This window comes from Flexivirga sp. G2, from assembly GCF_055397625.1.
On the sequence record NZ_AP039675.1, the window covers coordinates 3,972,770 to 3,988,658 of the forward strand.

Consider the following 15,889-nt stretch of genomic DNA (forward strand, 5'->3'; position numbering starts at 1 on the left):
CGTCCCACAGGTGTTCTGCTGGGCAACGATAGAGGGTCAGGCGTGTCTGTGGAAAGTCTGAGTGGACGAAAAGTCCACCTGACACGCCGATACGGGTGAGAAAAATGTGGCGTTTCGGCCCTTGAGCCCTGTGTTTCTGGCGTTACCGGTGTGACCGAGCTTCGTCCCGACAGACCGACCGTCGGCACTTAAGGACCGCCCCAACGCGATCCGCCGCCCCGACAGACCGACCGTCGGCACTTGGGGACGGCTTATGGCGGCAGCGCACGACAACGAGTCCGAACGACGAGCCCGCGCAGGCGACAGCGCACGAGAAGCCAACCGCACGACAAGCCGACCGCCGCGAAGACGACGACCGCGGCGGGTGGGCGGCGCGAGCGAGCTCGCGAGCCGCGCCGCCCACCCGCCGCGCGAGGAGTCTGAGCAAACGACTCAGTCGAACCAGACGTCCAGGCCGTGCGACGGGAAAACTGCTTCCCGGGTGGCCAGCACGGACTGGTCGATCGCGTCGTCGGGGTCGACGCCCGACTCCCACGAGCGCCACCAGACGTGGCCGTTCTCGGCCTGCCCGTCCCCCATCCGCGGCGGACCGGGACGGTCGAAGGTGCGCCGGACGTGGTCGCGCCATACGGCAGGGACCTCGGTGTCGAGGTCGATCGGGCGGTGCGCCGCGATCGCCGTCAGGTGGGTCCAGGCGCGCGGAACGACGTCGATGAGTTCGTAACCGCCGCCGCCGAGCGCGACCCACTTGCCGCCGGTCAGTTCGTGGGCGAGCTCGTGCAACGTCTGGTATGCCGTGCGCTGTGCGTCGATCGATAGGGCCATGTGCGCGAGCGGGTCGGCGTAGTGCGAGTCGCAGCCCTGCTGGGTGACCAGCACCTGCGGCTCGAAGGCCCGCAGCAGCGACGGCACCACGGCGTGCAGCGCCCGCAGCCAGCCGGCGTCGCGAGCGCCCGGCGGCAGGGCGATGTTGACGGCACTGCCCTCGGCGTCCGGGCCGCCGGTGTCACCGGGAAAACCGGTGCCGGGGAACAGGACTCGGCCGGTCTCGTGGATCGAGATGGTCAGCACCCGGGGGTCGTTCCAGAACGCCCGCTCGACACCGTCGCCGTGGTGCACGTCGACATCGACGTAGGCGACACGTTCCGCGCCGTTGTCCAGCAGCCACTGGATGCCCAGCGCGGCGTCGTTGTAGATGCAGAACCCGGCCGCCTTGCCGGGCATCGCATGATGCAGGCCGCCGCAGAAGTTCACGCCGTGGTCGATCTCGCCCCGCCATACGTCCTGGGCGACCCGCACCGTCGAGCCGGCGATCAGCGCCGACACATCGTGCATGCCGGCGAACGCAGGGTCGTCCTCGGTGCCCAGCCCGTATGCCGGGTCCGCCGCCGACTGGTCGGCCGACGCAGCACGCACCGCGTCGATGTAGTCCGCGTGATGGACCCAGGACAGAAATGCGTCGCTGTCTTCGGGCATGGACGGCGCCACGATCTCCACACCCGGGGCGTCGAACACGCCCAGCGCACGGCACAGCCGCGCCGTGAGATCGAGTCGGATCGGGTTCATCGGGTGCTGCGGGCCGAAGTTGTAGGCCGACAGCTGCTCACCCCATACGACTCGTACCCGGGGGTCGGCGGCGGTCACTGCGGGACCGATCAGAGCACCGAGCTCGGCACCGCGCCCGGGTCGTCACCCAGCGGGTAGACCATTGCCATTTCGTTCTCGGAGACGTCCTCGTCGTCGGAGGTGGATGTCTGCATCGGGCGACGGCCGTCGGTCGGGCGGAAACCGAAGCTGGACGCGAACGCGACGGCGCGGCCGTTGTCGGTGCCGACCCAGTAGAGGACGAAGTCGAAGTTGTCCTGGCGCGCCTGCCGCACACCGGCGTCGACGAGCTTCCAGGCGACACCCTTGCCGCGCAGCTCCGGGTTGACCCAGAGGCCGAACAGCTCACTGACACGGTCGTCGTCGTTCTTCGGATTGCTACCGACCGAGACGACTCCGACGACCTTCTCGCCGTCCTCCGCGACCAGTCGGCGGGACCGCTTCACACGGGCCTGCCACAACTCGTCGTCGAACTTCTCCTCCTGCGAAACCGAGGCCGCGAAGGCGTCGGGCGCTTCGCGCAGGGCAGTCAGTCGAACGTCCCGGTAAACCTGCCATTCCTCATCCCCGAGGGCGCGCACCGTGATGTCAGTCATGGACACAACTCTCCCATGTATCCCTTCGCGCCGGTCACCAGGTGCGGTGAACGGAGCGCGGGAGCTCGATAACGATTGGTCTTCAGTGCTGTTCTGCCGCAAGCTCCGCCGAGCGCGTGGCGGCCGCTTCCATGGCGGTCACGAACGCCGCCCGCACCTTGTGATCGTCCAGCTGTCGCAGCGCCGCGACCGTGGTGCCACCGGGGCTGGAGACCCGCTCGCGCAGCAGCGTGGGGTGGTCCCCGGTCTCGGTCAGCATGGTGGCTGCGCCATACAACGTCTGGACGACGAGTTCGGTCGCGGTGGCGCGGGTGATGCCGAGCAGCACGCCGGCCTCGACCATCGCCTCCACGACGTAGAAGACGTATGCCGGGCCGCTGCCGCTGATCGCGGTGACCGCGTCCAGTTGGCTCTCCGGCACGGCGAGCACCTTGCCGGACGGACGGAGCAGCTCCTGCGCCGCAGCCAGCTGGTCGTCGCTGCAGTGCGTGCCGGCGGAGACGGCCGTCATACCTTCGCCGACCAGCGCCGGGGTGTTGGGCATGGCACGCACGACGGGTGTGCCGTCGGGCAGCCGCTCCTCCAGGTATGCCGTGGTGAGTCCGGCCGCCACCGAGATGACCACCGTGCCCGGCTGCAGGTGAGCACCGACCTCCCGCAGCAACGCGCCCATGTCCTTCGGTTTGACCGCGAGTATGACGCTGCTCGCGCCGTCCACCGCTTCGACGGCGGTGCCGGCCTGCACGCCGTACTTCTCGGCAACCGCCGCCTGCCGCTCGGCACTGTGGTCGGACACGACGATCCGGACGTTGCTGCCGGCCCGGGCCACACCCGCCAGCAGCGCCTCACCCATCATCCCGACGCCGAGGAACGCGATACGGGAGTCGCTCGGCTGCTCTGCTGCTTCGGACATCTCGATCAACCTTTCGTGGAGCTGGAACGGCGGACGAACATCGTGTCGGCGGGGCGCTCGGCCATCCGGTGCATGGCGTAGCGGTACCAGCGGCGGCGGTCGCCATACGGGACGTAGACGCGTACGGCGACGCCGGCGCGGGTGAGTCGCAACTGTTCGTCGGGACGGATGCCGAAGAACATCTGGAACTCGAAGGACTCCGGAGACCGCAACTCCTTGTCGGCCAGCGAGCGGGTGATGTCGATGAGGTCCGCGTCGTGGGTGGCGAGCATCGGATACCCCTTGCCCTCCAGCAGCACCTTCGCGCAGCGCACGAACGACAGCCGCACCTCCTGCTGTGCCTGGTAGGCAACGGAATCCGGCTGCTGGGCGGTGGACCCCTTGCACAGGCGGACCCGGCTGCCGGCGGTCGCCAGGTCACGGCAGTCCGCCTCGGTGCGGCGCAGGTCGGCCAGCAGCACCGCCCCGACCCACGGGAAATCCGCGCGCAGGTCGCGCACGACGTCCAGGGTCGCGTCGACCGTGGCGCTGTCCTCCGTGTCGATCGTGACGGTGGTTCCGGCGGCAGCTGCCGCCTCGCAGATCTGGCGGGCGTTGTCGAGGGCGATCTTCGCGCCGTCCTCCGGCAGTGCCCGGCCCAGGGCGCCGAGCTTGATGCTCACCTCGGCGGCACCGGCCTGCGTCGCACCAGCCTCCCGCAGCGCGCGCAGCATCGCCAGATGCGCGTCGCGGTTGCGGCTGGCGTGCGCGACGTCGAGGGTGTCCTCACCGAGGAAGCTCAGGGTCGCGAGCCGCCCGGTCGCGAGCAGTTCGGTCGCCGCCGCGACGCCGGCGGCGGTGTCCTCCCCCGCGACGAGGCGCAACAGCGCGGACCGGCTCACCGGCGCACGTTCGACCACCCGCCGCACGGAATCGCTGCGACCGAGGCCGAGCAGTCCCTGTCGCAGCGCTGCGCGGGGGTCGATCACGGGAGGCTCCTTCACGGTCTTGACTGTCGAATCCGAGCGTATGGCGCGCCGGGCGCCCGGGGCCGACCGGCATACCTCCTGCCGGTCAGTGCGCGGCGGGGGCGGCGAAGTGCAACCGCGCGAACGCGAGCGCCTCGGCCAGGTCCAACTCGCGCTGCTCGGCCGAATGCTTGCGGGTGCCGACCTCGAGCACCACGTCGCCGGTGTAACCGCGACCGGCCAGCGACTCCAGCAGGTCGGCGCACGGCTGCGAACCGCGACCGGGCACCAGGTGCTCGTCCTTGAACGATCCGGACCCGTCGGCCAGGTGGATGTGGGCCAGTCGGTCACCGAGACCTTCGGCCATGTCCATGGCGTCCGAGCCGGCGGTCGCCGTGTGTGACAGGTCGAGCGTGACGTGGTCGTAGTCCAGCTCGACCGGGTCCCAGCCGGGCAGGTAGGCCTGCATCTCCCGACCGCGGGCGCGCCACGGGAACATGTTCTCGACCGAGATCCGCACGTCGGTGCGAGCGTTGCGCTGCGCGACGCCCTCGACGAACTCCGCGGCATACTCCCGCTGCCACCGGAACGGCGGATGGACCACCACGGTCTGCGCGCCGACCTCCTCGGCGAGCGCGACCGAGTTGTCGATCTTCGGCCACGGCTCCGGGCCCCAAATGCGTTGGGTGAGAAGGAGCGTCGGCGCGTGGATGGACACGATCGGTATGCCGTAGTGATCGACCAGCTTGCGCAGCGCACCCGACTCCTGACTGACCGGGTCGGTCCAGACCATCACCTCGACGCCGTCATAGCCGAGGCGCTCGGCCATCGCGAAGCCGTCGACGACACCCAGTGGGTAGACCGACGACGTGGACAGGGCGATGCGCCCCTGAGGCACGGTGAGTCCCGGCGCCATCACGCCTCTCCAGAAGCAACGTCCATCAGGCACCCAGCCAGTCGAGTCGTCGCAGGATGACTCCTTCGCGCAGCGCCCACGGGCACAGGTCGAGGGATTCGACGTCCAGGACGTCCATCGCCCCGTGGACGACGATCGCGCCGGCCAACAGCTGACCGGCCCTGCTGGCGGAAACGCCTGGCAGTGCTGCACGTTCGGCGGCCGACATTTCAGCGAGGCGGGAGACCAGGTCACCGAGCGCGTCGCGGTCGAGGACACGCTTCACGCGGGGGCCGTCACCGCGTGGCGCCGCGCCCAGGACGCGTGCCAGCGATCGGATCGTCTTGCTCGTGCCGACCACCAGATCGGGGGTGCCGACCTTGTGCAGGTCGCGTACGACGCGTGCGATGTCGGAGCGCACCTGCTTGCGCAACACCTTCAGGTCGGCGGCCGACGGCGGATCGCCGGGCAGGCTGCGGGTCAGCCGTCCGGCACCGAGCGGCAGGCTGAGCGCGACGTCGGGCTCCTCGTCGATGCCGGCGGCGAACTCCAGGGAACCGCCACCGATGTCGACCACCAGCAGCCGCCCGGCCGACCAGCCGAACCAGCGGCGGACCGCGAGGAAGGTCAGCCGCGACTCGTCGGCGCCGGACAGCACCTCCAGCTTCACTCCCGTCGCCGCGTGCACGTCGGAGAGCACCTGGTCGCCGTTGGGCGCCTCGCGGATCGCGGAGGTGGCGAACGCGAGCAGGTCCTCGCAGCCCTGGTCATCGGCGATGGCGAGGCACTCGTGGACGAAGGTGGTCAGTTGTTCGACGCCGTCGGATGCAATGGAGCCGTCCGGGGACGTGTGCTCCGAGAGGCGCAGTTCCCGCTTGTGCGAGGTCGCCGGGAGCGGGTGGGCGCCGGGGTGCGCGTCGACCACGAGCAGGTGGACCGTGTTGGATCCCACGTCGATCACGCCGAGCCGCATGGTCCCAACGCTATCTGACGTCGAGCTTCGTTCCTCATCTCGACGTCAGCTACTGATGTTTGATAGCCGTCCTTCGGCCGGGCCGTACGAGCTCCGCCTACCATGTGGCGCGTGGTCGAGACAGCACTGGAAACCGCGCGTACCTGGGTCGAGTTCGACAATCCGGACGACGCCGAGGAACGCTTCCGCTGCGACCTGACGTGGTTGACGTCGTCCTGGACCTGCATCTTCGGCGCCGGATGCCAGGGCATCTACGCGGACGCCCCGGACGTCGGCTGCTGCACCCTCGGCGCACACTTCTCGGACAAGGACGACCTGAAGAACGTCAAGGCCGCTGTCAAGGAGCTCGGCCCCGACGAGTGGCAGTACTACGACGAGGGTCACTCGCCGGACGGCTGGCGGGAGAAGGAGGACGGCGACTGGAAGACACGGGTCGTCGACGGCGCCTGCATCTTCCACAACCGGCCGGGTTTCCCCGCCGGTGCGGGATGCGCGCTGCACCAGCACGCGATGCTGACCGGGGTCCCGCCGCACACGATCAAGCCCGACGTGTGCTGGCAGCTGCCGATCCGACGCACCTTCCGGACGGTCGAGCAGCCGGATGAGACGTCATACCTGGAGATCTCGATCGGTGAGTACGACCGCCGCGGCTGGGGTCCGGGCGGGCACGACCTGGATTGGTACTGCTCCGGCAATCCCGAGGCGCACGTGGGGAAGTCGCCGGTCTACGTGTCCAACGAGGGCGAGCTGAGACACCTCATGGGCGACAACGCGTATGACGAGCTGGCCCGTCGATGTGAGGCGCATCTGCTCCAGGCGACGGCGTTGCGGGAAGCCGGTCCGGGCGGTCGGAAGCTGTTGCCGCTGTTCGTGCACCCGGCGACGCTGCTGGCCGAGGAAACTGCCGAGCAGGCGGCGAAGCCGCGGAAGAAGAAGTGACGCAACCGGATTCACCGGTCGAGGCGATCCCGTCGCCGAACATCTGGAACGCCCCGGACACCTACGAGATCGAGAACCGCGGCGTCGACCCGGACGGTGCCATCTGGGCGGCGATGCGCCGGGTGCGTGACTGGCAGGACGCCGACGTGCTCGACATCGGCTGCGGCACCGGATTCCACCTGCCGTTCTTCGCCCGGACCGCGCGCTCGGTCGTAGGCGTCGAACCGCACCCTCCGTTGGTCGAGGCTGCCCGTGCGCGTGTGCTGCGCGAGGACCTGGACACAACGGTGTCGGTGCGCCAAGGCAACGCGGAAAGCCTTCCGATGGAAGCGAATTCGGTCGATGTCGCGCATGCTCGGTGGGCGTATTTCTTCGGCGCAGGTTGCGAGCCCGGGCTGGCCGAGCTGGAGCGGGTCATGCGCCCCGGCGGCGTCGCGTTCGTGATCGACAACGACGCTTCCCGGTCGACCTTCGGCGGCTGGTTCCGGAACGCCCTGCCGTCATACGACCCGGTCGGCGTGGAGCGCTTCTGGCGGCGGGTCGGCTTCACGTCGGTGCCGGTGATGATGCGCTGGCAGTTCGACAGCCGCGCCGACTTCGAGGCAGTGGTGCGCATCGAGTTCACGCCGGCGAATGCCGACCGGATCCTGGCCGAGCACGCCGGCACCGGTGTCGACTACGCCGTCGTGGCGCGCTGGCGCGCCTACTGACCGGTCCTGTCCGCCCCACCGTCTATCGTCCGGCGTATGGCGAGCAGTACACGCAAGAAGGCACCCGCCCCGACATACCGCTGCACGGAGTGCGGCTGGCAGGCGATCAAATGGGTCGGCCGCTGTGGCGAGTGCCAGGCGTGGGGCACGGTGACCGAGGTCGGGCAACAGCAGGTCCGCACGGCACCGGCCGCCACCATCGAGCGACCTGCACTGCCGATCGGCGAGGTCGACGCGAGCCGGGCGCAACACCGCGCCACCGGTGTCGGCGAGTTCGACCGGGTGCTCGGCGGCGGGCTGGTGACCGGCGGCGTCGTGCTGGTTGCCGGCGAGCCCGGCATCGGCAAGTCGACCCTGCTGCTCGACGTTGCCGCGCGCGCTGCGCGTGACGGCCAGACCGTGCTCTACGTCAGCGGCGAGGAGTCCGCCGCCCAGGTGCGACTGCGCGGCGAGCGCATCGAGGCGCTCGCCAAGGACCTCTACCTGGCCAGTGAGACCGACCTGGGCACCGTGCTGGCCCAGATCGACAAGCTGCAGCCGGACCTGTTGATCATCGACTCGGTGCAGACCATCGCGTCGGCCGAGGTCGATGGCGCACCGGGCAACGTGAGCCAGGTGCGCGAGGTGGCGGCCGCGATCATCCAGGTCGCCAAACGCCAGGGCATCGGCACTCTGCTGGTCGGCCACGTCACCAAGGACGGTTCGATCGCCGGGCCGCGGGTGCTGGAGCACCTGGTCGACGTCGTCGTGCAGTTCGAGGGTGAGCGGCACTCGCGGCTGCGACTGGTCCGCGCGGCCAAGAACCGTTTCGGCCCGACCGACGAGGTCGGGTGCTTCGACCTGACCGAGATGGGCATCACCGGCCTGCCGGACCCGAGCGGACTGTTCCTGTCGCACATGCAGGAGCCGGTCCCCGGCACCTGCGTGACCGTGACGCTGGAGGGCCGCCGACCCCTGGTCACCGAGGTGCAGGCGCTGCTCGTGCCGGGCAACGGCGGCTCGGCCCGCCGCACCACCAACGGCGTGGACAGTTCCCGGACCGCGATGATCCTGGCCGTCCTCGACCGGCGGGCGGGCGTGCGACTGCGTGACGACGACTGCTACGTCTCGACCGTCGGTGGGGCGAAGCTCTCCGAGCCGGCGGCCGACCTGGCGATCGCACTGGCCCTGGCGTCGGCCAAGGACGGCTGCCCGGTGCCGTCCGGGATGCTCGCAGTCGGCGAGGTCGGTCTCGCCGGGGACGTCCGTGGCGTCGGCGGCGTCCCGCGCCGGCTGGCCGAGGCGGCCCGCATCGGGTTCAAGCGGGCGATCGTGCCGGCCGGGTCGATGGGCACCGAGAGTGCTCCGCCCGGGATGCGGGTGCTCGAGGTTCGCGACGTGCACGCGGCGACGCGCGCCATCGCGATGCCAGTGAGCGCCGACCGAGGCGAGCACACGAGCGAGGCACGAGCGAGGCGCGCAGCCGAGGGAAGAGGCGCGACAGAGAGCTTCAACGGCTGAGCGTCGGCCTGATCTCCCCGGACCCGCGCTCGATGAGGCTCGTCGACAACACGATCTGTTGGTGCGGCGAGTCCTCGCCGCCGAGCCGGCGCAGCAATTGCTCGGCCGCGAGCCGTCCCAGTGCGGTCACGTCATGGTTGACGACCGACACCGCGGGCTGCAGCAGGTCGGCGAACGCGAAATCGTCGAAACCGACGAGCGCGATGCTGCTGCGACGGGCGCCCAGCGCTTCCAGCACGCCACGGGTCAGCAGGTTGTTGCCGGCGAAGATCGCCGTCGGTGGTTCGTCGAGTGCGAGCAACTGCTGGGCCGCCTCGCGTGCCGCCACGACGTCGTGGACGCGGTGCACGTAGCGCCGGTCGGCGCGAATGCCGGCTTTTCGCAACGCATTTCGGTAGCCCTTCATCCGCTCGTCGCCGGTGTGGTGCGCGGTGTCGCCGATGAATCCGATGCGTCGGTGGCCGATTGCGGCGAGCCGCGAGACTGCGTCCCGAACGCCCTCGGCGTTGGCGACGGTGACCGTGTCGACGTTGATCCCGCGTGCGGGGCGGTCGATGCTCACCACGACGGTGCCGTGTTCGAGCTCGTCGGCCAGGTAGGCCAGGTCGCCGTTGCTCGGCACGATGAGCAGGCCCTCCACCCGCCGCGCGCACAGGTCGCGCACGATCTGCCGCTCGTCCTCCACGTCGCCGTGTGAGCTGGCGGTGACCAGCAGGAAGCCGTTGGCCCGGGTGACGTCCTCGATGGCCTTGGTCAGGGTGGCGTAATAGGGGTTCGAGACGTCCTCGATGACCAGCCCGACGCTGTGGGTCCGCCCGCCGGACCGACGCAGCATCGCCGCCGACTCGTTGCGACGGAAGCGCAACTCGCGTGCCGCCTGCTCGACCGCTTCCGCGGTCGCAGGCCGCACCCCGGACTCGCCGTTCAGTACCCGCGACACGGTCTTCAGGCTGACGCCGGCCTGCCGGGCCACATCGACCATCGTCGGCCGCCGCCCGCCTGGCACCGGCTCGTCCGTGACTTTCGTTGTCATCCAAGTTCCTCGCGTGTTCGCCGCCCTCAGCATCGCTGGTCAGCGCGGTCGGGTGGACCGAACCTTACAGTTGCCAAGCCTTTTCGCTGCCTTTATCCGCCAAAGACGATCGGGTATGGCGCCGCCCGGCGCTGCGGCCGCCATACATTCACCGTTCTCTTCACCACACGGGGCGTATGTCGCGGGTCTACTTTGACAACGTTGTCTCACTGTTTCCAGCTCGTCCCCTGAGGCGACAACCTCCCGACCCCCCTCGGGAGGCTCCGTTCGGCCGGCACGACCGGTCAGGACCGAAGGAGCAGAAGTGAAACCAACCAGACGCCCTCGCCGCTGGCTTCGTACAGCGGGAGTGCTCGGCGGATCCGTCACCCTGGCGGCCGGAGCACTGGCGGCAACCGGACCGGCACGAGCGGCGGACGCGACACCGAAGGCGGTGTCCAGCCCCGCGTCGCTGGTCAACACCATCGTCGGCACGTCCGGCGCGGTCGACACGTTCCCCGGCGCGGACGTGCCCTTCGGGATGATGCAGTGGAGTCCCGACACACCGAGCCGCCCGGCCGGCGGCGGTTACGAATACAACGATTCCGACATCACCGGCTTCAGCCTCACCCACATCTCCGGACCGGGCTGTGGTGCCGGCGGCGACATCCCGATCCTGCCGTTCGTCGGCGACGTCGGCAGCAACCCCGGGTCGCTGAAGACGCCCTTCAGCCACACCGGCGAACAGGCGAAAGCCGGCTACTACCAGGTGAAGACGGGCACCGGCGACAACGCCGTGACCACCTCGCTCACCGACAGCCTCCACTCCGGCATCGGCAAGTTCGCGTTCCCGTCCAGCAAGGCGGCCAACCTCGTCGTCAAGCTGAACGGATCCGCCACCACGGTCGACGGCACCAGCGCAACGGTCGTCGGCAACAAGGAACTGATCGGCTCGGTCAAGAGCGGCCACTTCTGCGGCTCGGGCCAACAGAACGACTACACACTGCACTTCGATCTGAAGTTCAACGCACCGTTCACGGCGTCGTCATACGGCACGGCGTCCGGCGGCGGACCGGCCGGCGAGGTGCTGACCTTCGACACGACCGCCAAGCAGACCGTGACCGCCAAGGTGGGCATTTCCTACACCAGCGACACGAATGCGGTCGCCAACCTCAGCTCGGAGATCCCGGACTGGAACTTCGCCAAGGTGCGCAGCGCCGCGACCGCGTCGTGGGACCAGATCCTCGGCAAGATCGAGATCGGCGGCGGCTCCCGCACGCAGCAGTCGCAGTTCTACACCGCGCTCTACCACGCGCTGTTGCACCCGAACGTCTTCAGCGACGTCAACGGCGACTACATGGGCTTCGACAACAAGGTGCACCAGGCGGCGTCCGGTCACGCGCAGTACGCGAACTACTCCGGCTGGGACATCTATCGCAGCCAGGTCCAGTTGGCGGCGATGGTCGCGCCGAAGGAGACCAGCGATGTGGTCACCTCGATGCTCAACGAGTATGACGAAATCGGCCAGATGCCCAAGTGGTCGCAGAACAACGGCGAGAGCTACGTAATGGTCGGCGATCCCGCCGACGCGATCATCGCGGACGCATACGCTTTCGGCGCAAGGGATTTCGACACCTCGCACGCACTGTCGGCAATGGTCGACCAGGCGACGCAGACCAGCAACGTCCGCCCCGGACAGTCCACCCGTGACACCTACGGTTACCTGCCGTACGACAAGTCCTACGGCTGCTGCAACTTCTACGGCCCGGTGTCGACCCAGCTCGAGTACGACTCGGCGGACTACTCCATCGCGGCGTTCGCCGACTCGCTCGGGAACAACAGCGTCTACAACCAGTTCGCCACCCGGGCGCAGGACTGGCAGAACACCTTCAACCCAGCGACCGGCTACGTCCAGGCGAAGCAGGCCGACGGCCAGTGGGTCCCGGGCTTCTCCCCGTCGACCGGCACCGGCATGGTCGAGGGCACCGCGTCGCAGTACACCCCGATGGTTCCGTTCAACATCAAGTCACTCGCAACCGCCAAGGGCGGCAACGCGGCATACGGGAAGTTCCTCGACAGCCTCTTCACCTCGATCACCGAGCCGAGCGGCACCAACGCCGACCTGTCGAACGAGCCGAGCGTGGACATCCCCTGGCAGTACGACTACATCGGTCAGCCGTGGCGGACCCAGCAGGTCGTGCGCCAGGCGCAGCAGCAGCTGTACTTCGACAAGCCGGTCGGCCAGTTCGGCAACGACGACCTCGGCGCGATGAGCTCGTGGTACGTCTGGTCGGAGCTGGGTCTCTACCCGTCCACCCCCGGCACACAGACCCTGGTCATCGGAAGCCCGGTCTTCCCGCTGGCGCAGGTGCACCAGGCGAACGGGAAGACAACGACGATCACCGCTGCCAACGCGGCGACCAACGCGCCATACGTGCAAGGTATGACGATCAACGGCAAAGCGAACGCCAAGCCGTGGACCACCTTCACCAAGCTCACCAAGGGCGCCTCCCTGGACTTCGATCTGGGCACCGCGCCGAACACGACCTGGGGCACGGCCGCGAGCGCTGCACCTCCGTCGGACGGCACCGGCCAGACACCGGCGTTCACCAGCGTCGGCCCGTCGAGCCTGATCGAGGAGCCGGGTGCGACGCAGGCCGGGAACGTCTCGGTGACCAACGTGTCGTCGCGCAAGCTGACCGTGAAGTGGAGTCTGACCGCCGAGAAGGGAGTGACCGTGTCGCCCACCTCGGGCAGCATCACGGTCGCACCCGGAGCGACGGAGACGGCTCCGCTGAAGGTCACCGCGGATGCGACGTCCGAAGGCCGGTACTCGATCGGCGCGACCTTCAAGACCGCGAGCGGTCGGCACCTGCCGTCCTCCTCGGTCTCGGTCAGCGTCGCGAAATCCGGTGAGGTGTGGCCGTACTACACCAACGCCGGCGTGACCGACGACAACAACACGAGCGCGGCGTCGTTCGACTCCAGTGGCTTCAGCTATTCGGCCGACGCCTTGTCGGCTGCCGGTGTGACGCCGGGTTCGACGGTGAAGTCCGGTGCGATCAGCTACACCTGGCCGAACGTGCCGAGCGGGACGCCGAACAACATCGAGGAGTCCGGTCAGACGATCCCGTTGAACGTCCCGGCCGGTGCCACGTCGATCGGCCTGCTGGGTTCCGCGACCAACGGTGACCCGGAGGCAGGAGCCGGCGGCGACGTCACGGTCCACTACACCGACGGCACCTCGTCGACGTTCAGCGCGAACTTCAGTGACTGGACGCTCAACGCCGGCGGCTCGAAGCCGGTCGAGGGTGACACCACCGTCGCAACGCTGCCCTACCGCAACGGTGCGGGCAACCAGCACGACAACGTGAACACCTACCTGTTCAGCGTGTCCGGTGCGCTCACGGCCGGCAAGACGGTCGCGAGCATCACCCTGCCGAAGGCGACGGGCGGTGACGCGCACGTCTTCGCGATCGGCTTCGACGGCACGACATCGGCCAGCTCGCAGGCGCACGCCAAGGTGCCGCACATCCCGGCGGCCCCGCACATCACGGCGAAGGGCCAGCACGTGCAACCGCAGGAGGTCCGCCGGCACTGAGCGGGTCCACTGACCGAAACGAAAGAGGAGCAGATGCGGGTGCGATCAACCGATCGCACCCGCATCGCGCTGGGCGGATACATATCATTCCGACAGGTCCGGCCCTCGCGTGGTGGCGGTCCGCAGTGACGGGGCCCACTTACACTGACCGGGTGAGTCGCTCCCCCGAAGTCATCCTCCGCGAGACCCTCGCCGCCGTCGCGCCCGGCACGGACCTGCGCGACGCGCTCGAGCGGATCCTGCGCGGACGCACCGGCGCGCTGATCGTGATGGGCCATGACGCCGTCATCGAGGACATGTCGTCCGGTGGTTTCCCCATCGACATCGAGTTCACCGCGACCCGACTGCGCGAGCTGGCCAAGATGGACGGAGCGATCGTCGTCAACGGCGACGTGTCCCGGATCCTGCGCGCCGGCACGCAGTTGATGCCCGACCCGAGCATCGAGACCAAGGAGTCCGGCACCCGCCACCGCACCGCGGAGCGCGTCGCCAAGCAGACCGGTTTCCCGGTCGTCTCGGTGAGCCAGTCGATGCACATCATCGCTTTGTATGTCGGAGGCGTGCGCAAGGTCATCGAGGGCTCCAACGCGATCATGTCCCGGGCCAACCAGGCGCTGCAGACCCTGGAGCGCTACAAGGCCCGGCTCGACGAGGTCACCGGCACGCTGTCCGCGCTGGAGATCGAGGACCTGGTCACCGTCCGCGACGTCGCCAGCGTGCTGCAGCGTTTGGAGATGGTGCACCGGATTAGTGAGGAGATCAGCGAGTACGTCGTCGAGCTCGGCACCGACGGGCGGCTGATCTCGCTGCAGCTGGACGAGCTGGTCGGCGGGCTCACCGACGACCGCGAGCTGGTCGTGCGCGACTACGTGGACCCCGATCGTTCCGACATCACCGTCGACGACGCCATCACCCGGCTCGCCGAGATGAGCTCCACCGAGCTGCTGGACCTGTCGGCCGGCGCACGCGCGGCCGGCTTCTCGGTCATCGGCGACATGCTCGACCTGTCGGTCAGCCCGCGCGGCTTCCGCCTGCTGACCAAGGTGCCGCGGCTGCCCGGCGCCATCGTGGACCGCCTCGTCGAGCACTTCGGCACGCTGCAGAAGCTGCTCGCCGCGGACTTCGACGACCTGATGGCCGTCGAGGGCGTCGGCGAGAGCCGGGCACGCGCCGTGCGCGAGGGGCTGTCCCGCCTGGCGGAGAGCAGCATCCTCGAGCGCTACGTCTGACTACCCCACATGAGACCCGGTCGAGCGCCGATGAGGGACGTCGAGGCGCTGCACGACACCATCCTGCGCTGGTATGACGCAACCGCGCGCGACCTGCCGTGGCGCGTGCCCGCAGACCGGTGGCCCTGGCCGGAGGTGGACCGGCCGTGGGCGGTCCTGGTCTCGGAGGTGATGCTGCAGCAGACCCCGGTCGCCCGGGTCGAGCCGGTATGGCGCCGCTGGATGCAGCTCTGGCCCACCCCGGCAGCGCTTGCGGCGGCATCCCCCGGTGACGCGGTCCGCGAATGGGGCCGTCTCGGCTACCCCCGCCGGGCGCTGCGCCTGCACGGTGCTGCCACCGCGGTCACCGGCGAGCACGATGGCGTCATACCCGCGGATCTGCAGCAGTTGCAGTCCCTTCCGGGCATCGGCAGCTACACGGCGGCGGCTGTCGCGGCGTTCGCGTTCGGCATCCGGGCAACGGTCGTCGACGTCAACGTGCGCCGTGTCGAGGCCCGCCTGGTGACCGGTGACGGGCATCCGGCACCGAGCCTGACCGCGGCCGAGACCCGACTCGCAGAAAGCCTGCTGCCGGCGGACGACGAGCGCGCAGCCCGGTGGAACGTCGCGGTCATGGAGCTGGGCGCACTGGTCTGCAAGGCAGCGACACCGGATTGCGACAGCTGCCCCGCGACGGACCGGTGCGCGTGGGTGATCGCCGGCCGGCCCGAGCACGACGGGCCGCGCAAGAAGGCACAGAAATGGCACGGCACCGACCGCCAGGTGCGCGGCAAGCTGCTGGCCGTGCTGCGGGACGCGACCGGTCCGGTGCCGCGCGCCGACCTCGACATCGTCTGGCACGACTCCGGCCAGCGCGACCGCTGCCTTTCCTCGCTCATCGAGGACGGACTCGTCGAGGCGCTCCCCCGCGAACGTTTCCGGCTACCGGCCTGACCGGACGGTCGCTCGGTGCCGCTGGTTAGAGTTGCC

At 69.2% G+C, this 15,889-nt stretch carries 13 protein-coding genes; 6 read left to right on the top strand and 7 right to left on the bottom strand.

The window, feature by feature from the left end; genetic code table 11:
- Positions 1–432 precede the first annotated feature (432 nt).
- The 6 genes from ACZ50J_RS19195 to ACZ50J_RS19220 all read right to left on the bottom strand — a co-directional run bounded on the left by ACZ50J_RS19195 (position 433) and on the right by ACZ50J_RS19220 (position 5,929).
- Positions 433–1,566: an acetoin utilization protein AcuC gene (locus tag ACZ50J_RS19195; RefSeq protein ID WP_464301373.1), complete on the bottom strand. Its 1,134-nt coding sequence runs from the start codon at positions 1,564–1,566 to the stop codon at positions 433–435.
- Between the two features lie 89 nt (positions 1,567–1,655).
- Entirely contained in the window at positions 1,656–2,201 is a 546-nt protein-coding gene (locus ACZ50J_RS19200) for a GNAT family N-acetyltransferase (protein ID WP_464298756.1), read from the bottom strand.
- A gap of 82 nt (positions 2,202–2,283) precedes the next feature.
- Positions 2,284–3,114 carry a pyrroline-5-carboxylate reductase gene (gene proC / locus ACZ50J_RS19205; RefSeq protein WP_464298757.1) on the bottom strand — a complete coding sequence of 277 codons (831 nt, stop codon included), beginning with the start codon at positions 3,112–3,114 and terminating at the stop codon, positions 2,284–2,286.
- Between the two features lie 5 nt (positions 3,115–3,119).
- Positions 3,120–4,082, bottom strand: coding sequence for a proline dehydrogenase family protein (locus ACZ50J_RS19210; RefSeq protein ID WP_464298758.1), 963 nt, complete (start codon positions 4,080–4,082; stop codon positions 3,120–3,122).
- Positions 4,083–4,167: 85 nt separating this feature from the next.
- On the bottom strand, positions 4,168–4,977 hold the full coding sequence (locus tag ACZ50J_RS19215) for a sugar phosphate isomerase/epimerase family protein (protein ID WP_464298759.1): 810 nt from the start codon (positions 4,975–4,977) through the stop codon (positions 4,168–4,170).
- 25 nt (positions 4,978–5,002) lie between these two features.
- The gene (locus ACZ50J_RS19220; protein WP_464298760.1) at positions 5,003–5,929 is read right to left on the bottom strand and encodes a Ppx/GppA family phosphatase; all 927 of its coding nucleotides are present in this window, start codon (positions 5,927–5,929) and stop codon (positions 5,003–5,005) included.
- 111 nt (positions 5,930–6,040) lie between these two features.
- Between ACZ50J_RS19220 and ACZ50J_RS19225 the strand changes: the two genes are divergently transcribed.
- The 3 genes from ACZ50J_RS19225 to radA are packed head-to-tail and all read left to right on the top strand — an operon-like array spanning position 6,041 to position 9,078.
- A complete protein-coding gene (locus ACZ50J_RS19225; protein WP_464298761.1) occupies positions 6,041–6,868 on the top strand; it encodes a DUF3109 family protein in 828 nt (275 codons plus the stop codon).
- Positions 6,865–7,578 carry a class I SAM-dependent methyltransferase gene (locus tag ACZ50J_RS19230; RefSeq protein WP_464298762.1) on the top strand — a complete coding sequence of 238 codons (714 nt, stop codon included), beginning with the start codon at positions 6,865–6,867 and terminating at the stop codon, positions 7,576–7,578. Before ACZ50J_RS19225 ends, ACZ50J_RS19230 begins: the two co-directional genes overlap by 4 nt.
- 36 nt (positions 7,579–7,614) lie before the next feature.
- A complete protein-coding gene (gene radA, locus ACZ50J_RS19235; protein ID WP_464298763.1) occupies positions 7,615–9,078 on the top strand; it encodes a DNA repair protein RadA in 1,464 nt (487 codons plus the stop codon).
- On the opposite strand, the gene ACZ50J_RS19240 is transcribed toward radA, so the two are convergent.
- Entirely contained in the window at positions 9,068–10,111 is a 1,044-nt protein-coding gene (locus tag ACZ50J_RS19240) for a LacI family DNA-binding transcriptional regulator (protein ID WP_464298764.1), read from the bottom strand. The genes radA and ACZ50J_RS19240 overlap by 11 nt on opposite strands.
- 304 nt (positions 10,112–10,415) lie before the next feature.
- On the opposite strand from ACZ50J_RS19240, the gene ACZ50J_RS19245 reads away from it, so the two are divergent.
- From ACZ50J_RS19245 to ACZ50J_RS19255, 3 genes are all read left to right on the top strand, one after another.
- The gene (locus tag ACZ50J_RS19245; protein WP_464298765.1) at positions 10,416–13,691 is read left to right on the top strand and encodes a GH92 family glycosyl hydrolase; all 3,276 of its coding nucleotides are present in this window, start codon (positions 10,416–10,418) and stop codon (positions 13,689–13,691) included.
- Between the two features lie 152 nt (positions 13,692–13,843).
- Positions 13,844–14,920, top strand: coding sequence for a DNA integrity scanning diadenylate cyclase DisA (disA, locus tag ACZ50J_RS19250; protein WP_464298766.1), 1,077 nt, complete (start codon positions 13,844–13,846; stop codon positions 14,918–14,920).
- A gap of 30 nt (positions 14,921–14,950) precedes the next feature.
- The gene (locus tag ACZ50J_RS19255) at positions 14,951–15,853 is read left to right on the top strand and encodes an HhH-GPD family protein (protein ID WP_464298767.1); all 903 of its coding nucleotides are present in this window, start codon (positions 14,951–14,953) and stop codon (positions 15,851–15,853) included.
- The last annotated feature ends 36 nt before the right edge of the window (positions 15,854–15,889 follow it).

What these genes read in the sequence shown, in the direction of transcription:
- proC (WP_464298757.1), bottom strand. Translation starts at nt 3,114, where the DNA reads ATGTCCGAAGCAGCAGAGCAGCCGAGCGACTCCCGTATCGCGTTCCTC.
- ACZ50J_RS19220 (WP_464298760.1), bottom strand. Translation starts at nt 5,929, where the DNA reads ATGCGGCTCGGCGTGATCGACGTGGGATCCAACACGGTCCACCTGCTC.
- ACZ50J_RS19240 (WP_464298764.1), bottom strand. Translation starts at nt 10,111, where the DNA reads ATGACAACGAAAGTCACGGACGAGCCGGTGCCAGGCGGGCGGCGGCCG.
- ACZ50J_RS19215 (WP_464298759.1), bottom strand. Translation starts at nt 4,977, where the DNA reads ATGGCGCCGGGACTCACCGTGCCTCAGGGGCGCATCGCCCTGTCCACG.
- ACZ50J_RS19195 (WP_464301373.1), bottom strand. Translation starts at nt 1,566, where the DNA reads ATGAACCCGATCCGACTCGATCTCACGGCGCGGCTGTGCCGTGCGCTG.
- ACZ50J_RS19200 (WP_464298756.1), bottom strand. Translation starts at nt 2,201, where the DNA reads ATGACTGACATCACGGTGCGCGCCCTCGGGGATGAGGAATGGCAGGTT.
- radA (WP_464298763.1), top strand. Translation starts at nt 7,615, where the DNA reads ATGGCGAGCAGTACACGCAAGAAGGCACCCGCCCCGACATACCGCTGC.
- ACZ50J_RS19255 (WP_464298767.1), top strand. Translation starts at nt 14,951, where the DNA reads ATGAGGGACGTCGAGGCGCTGCACGACACCATCCTGCGCTGGTATGAC.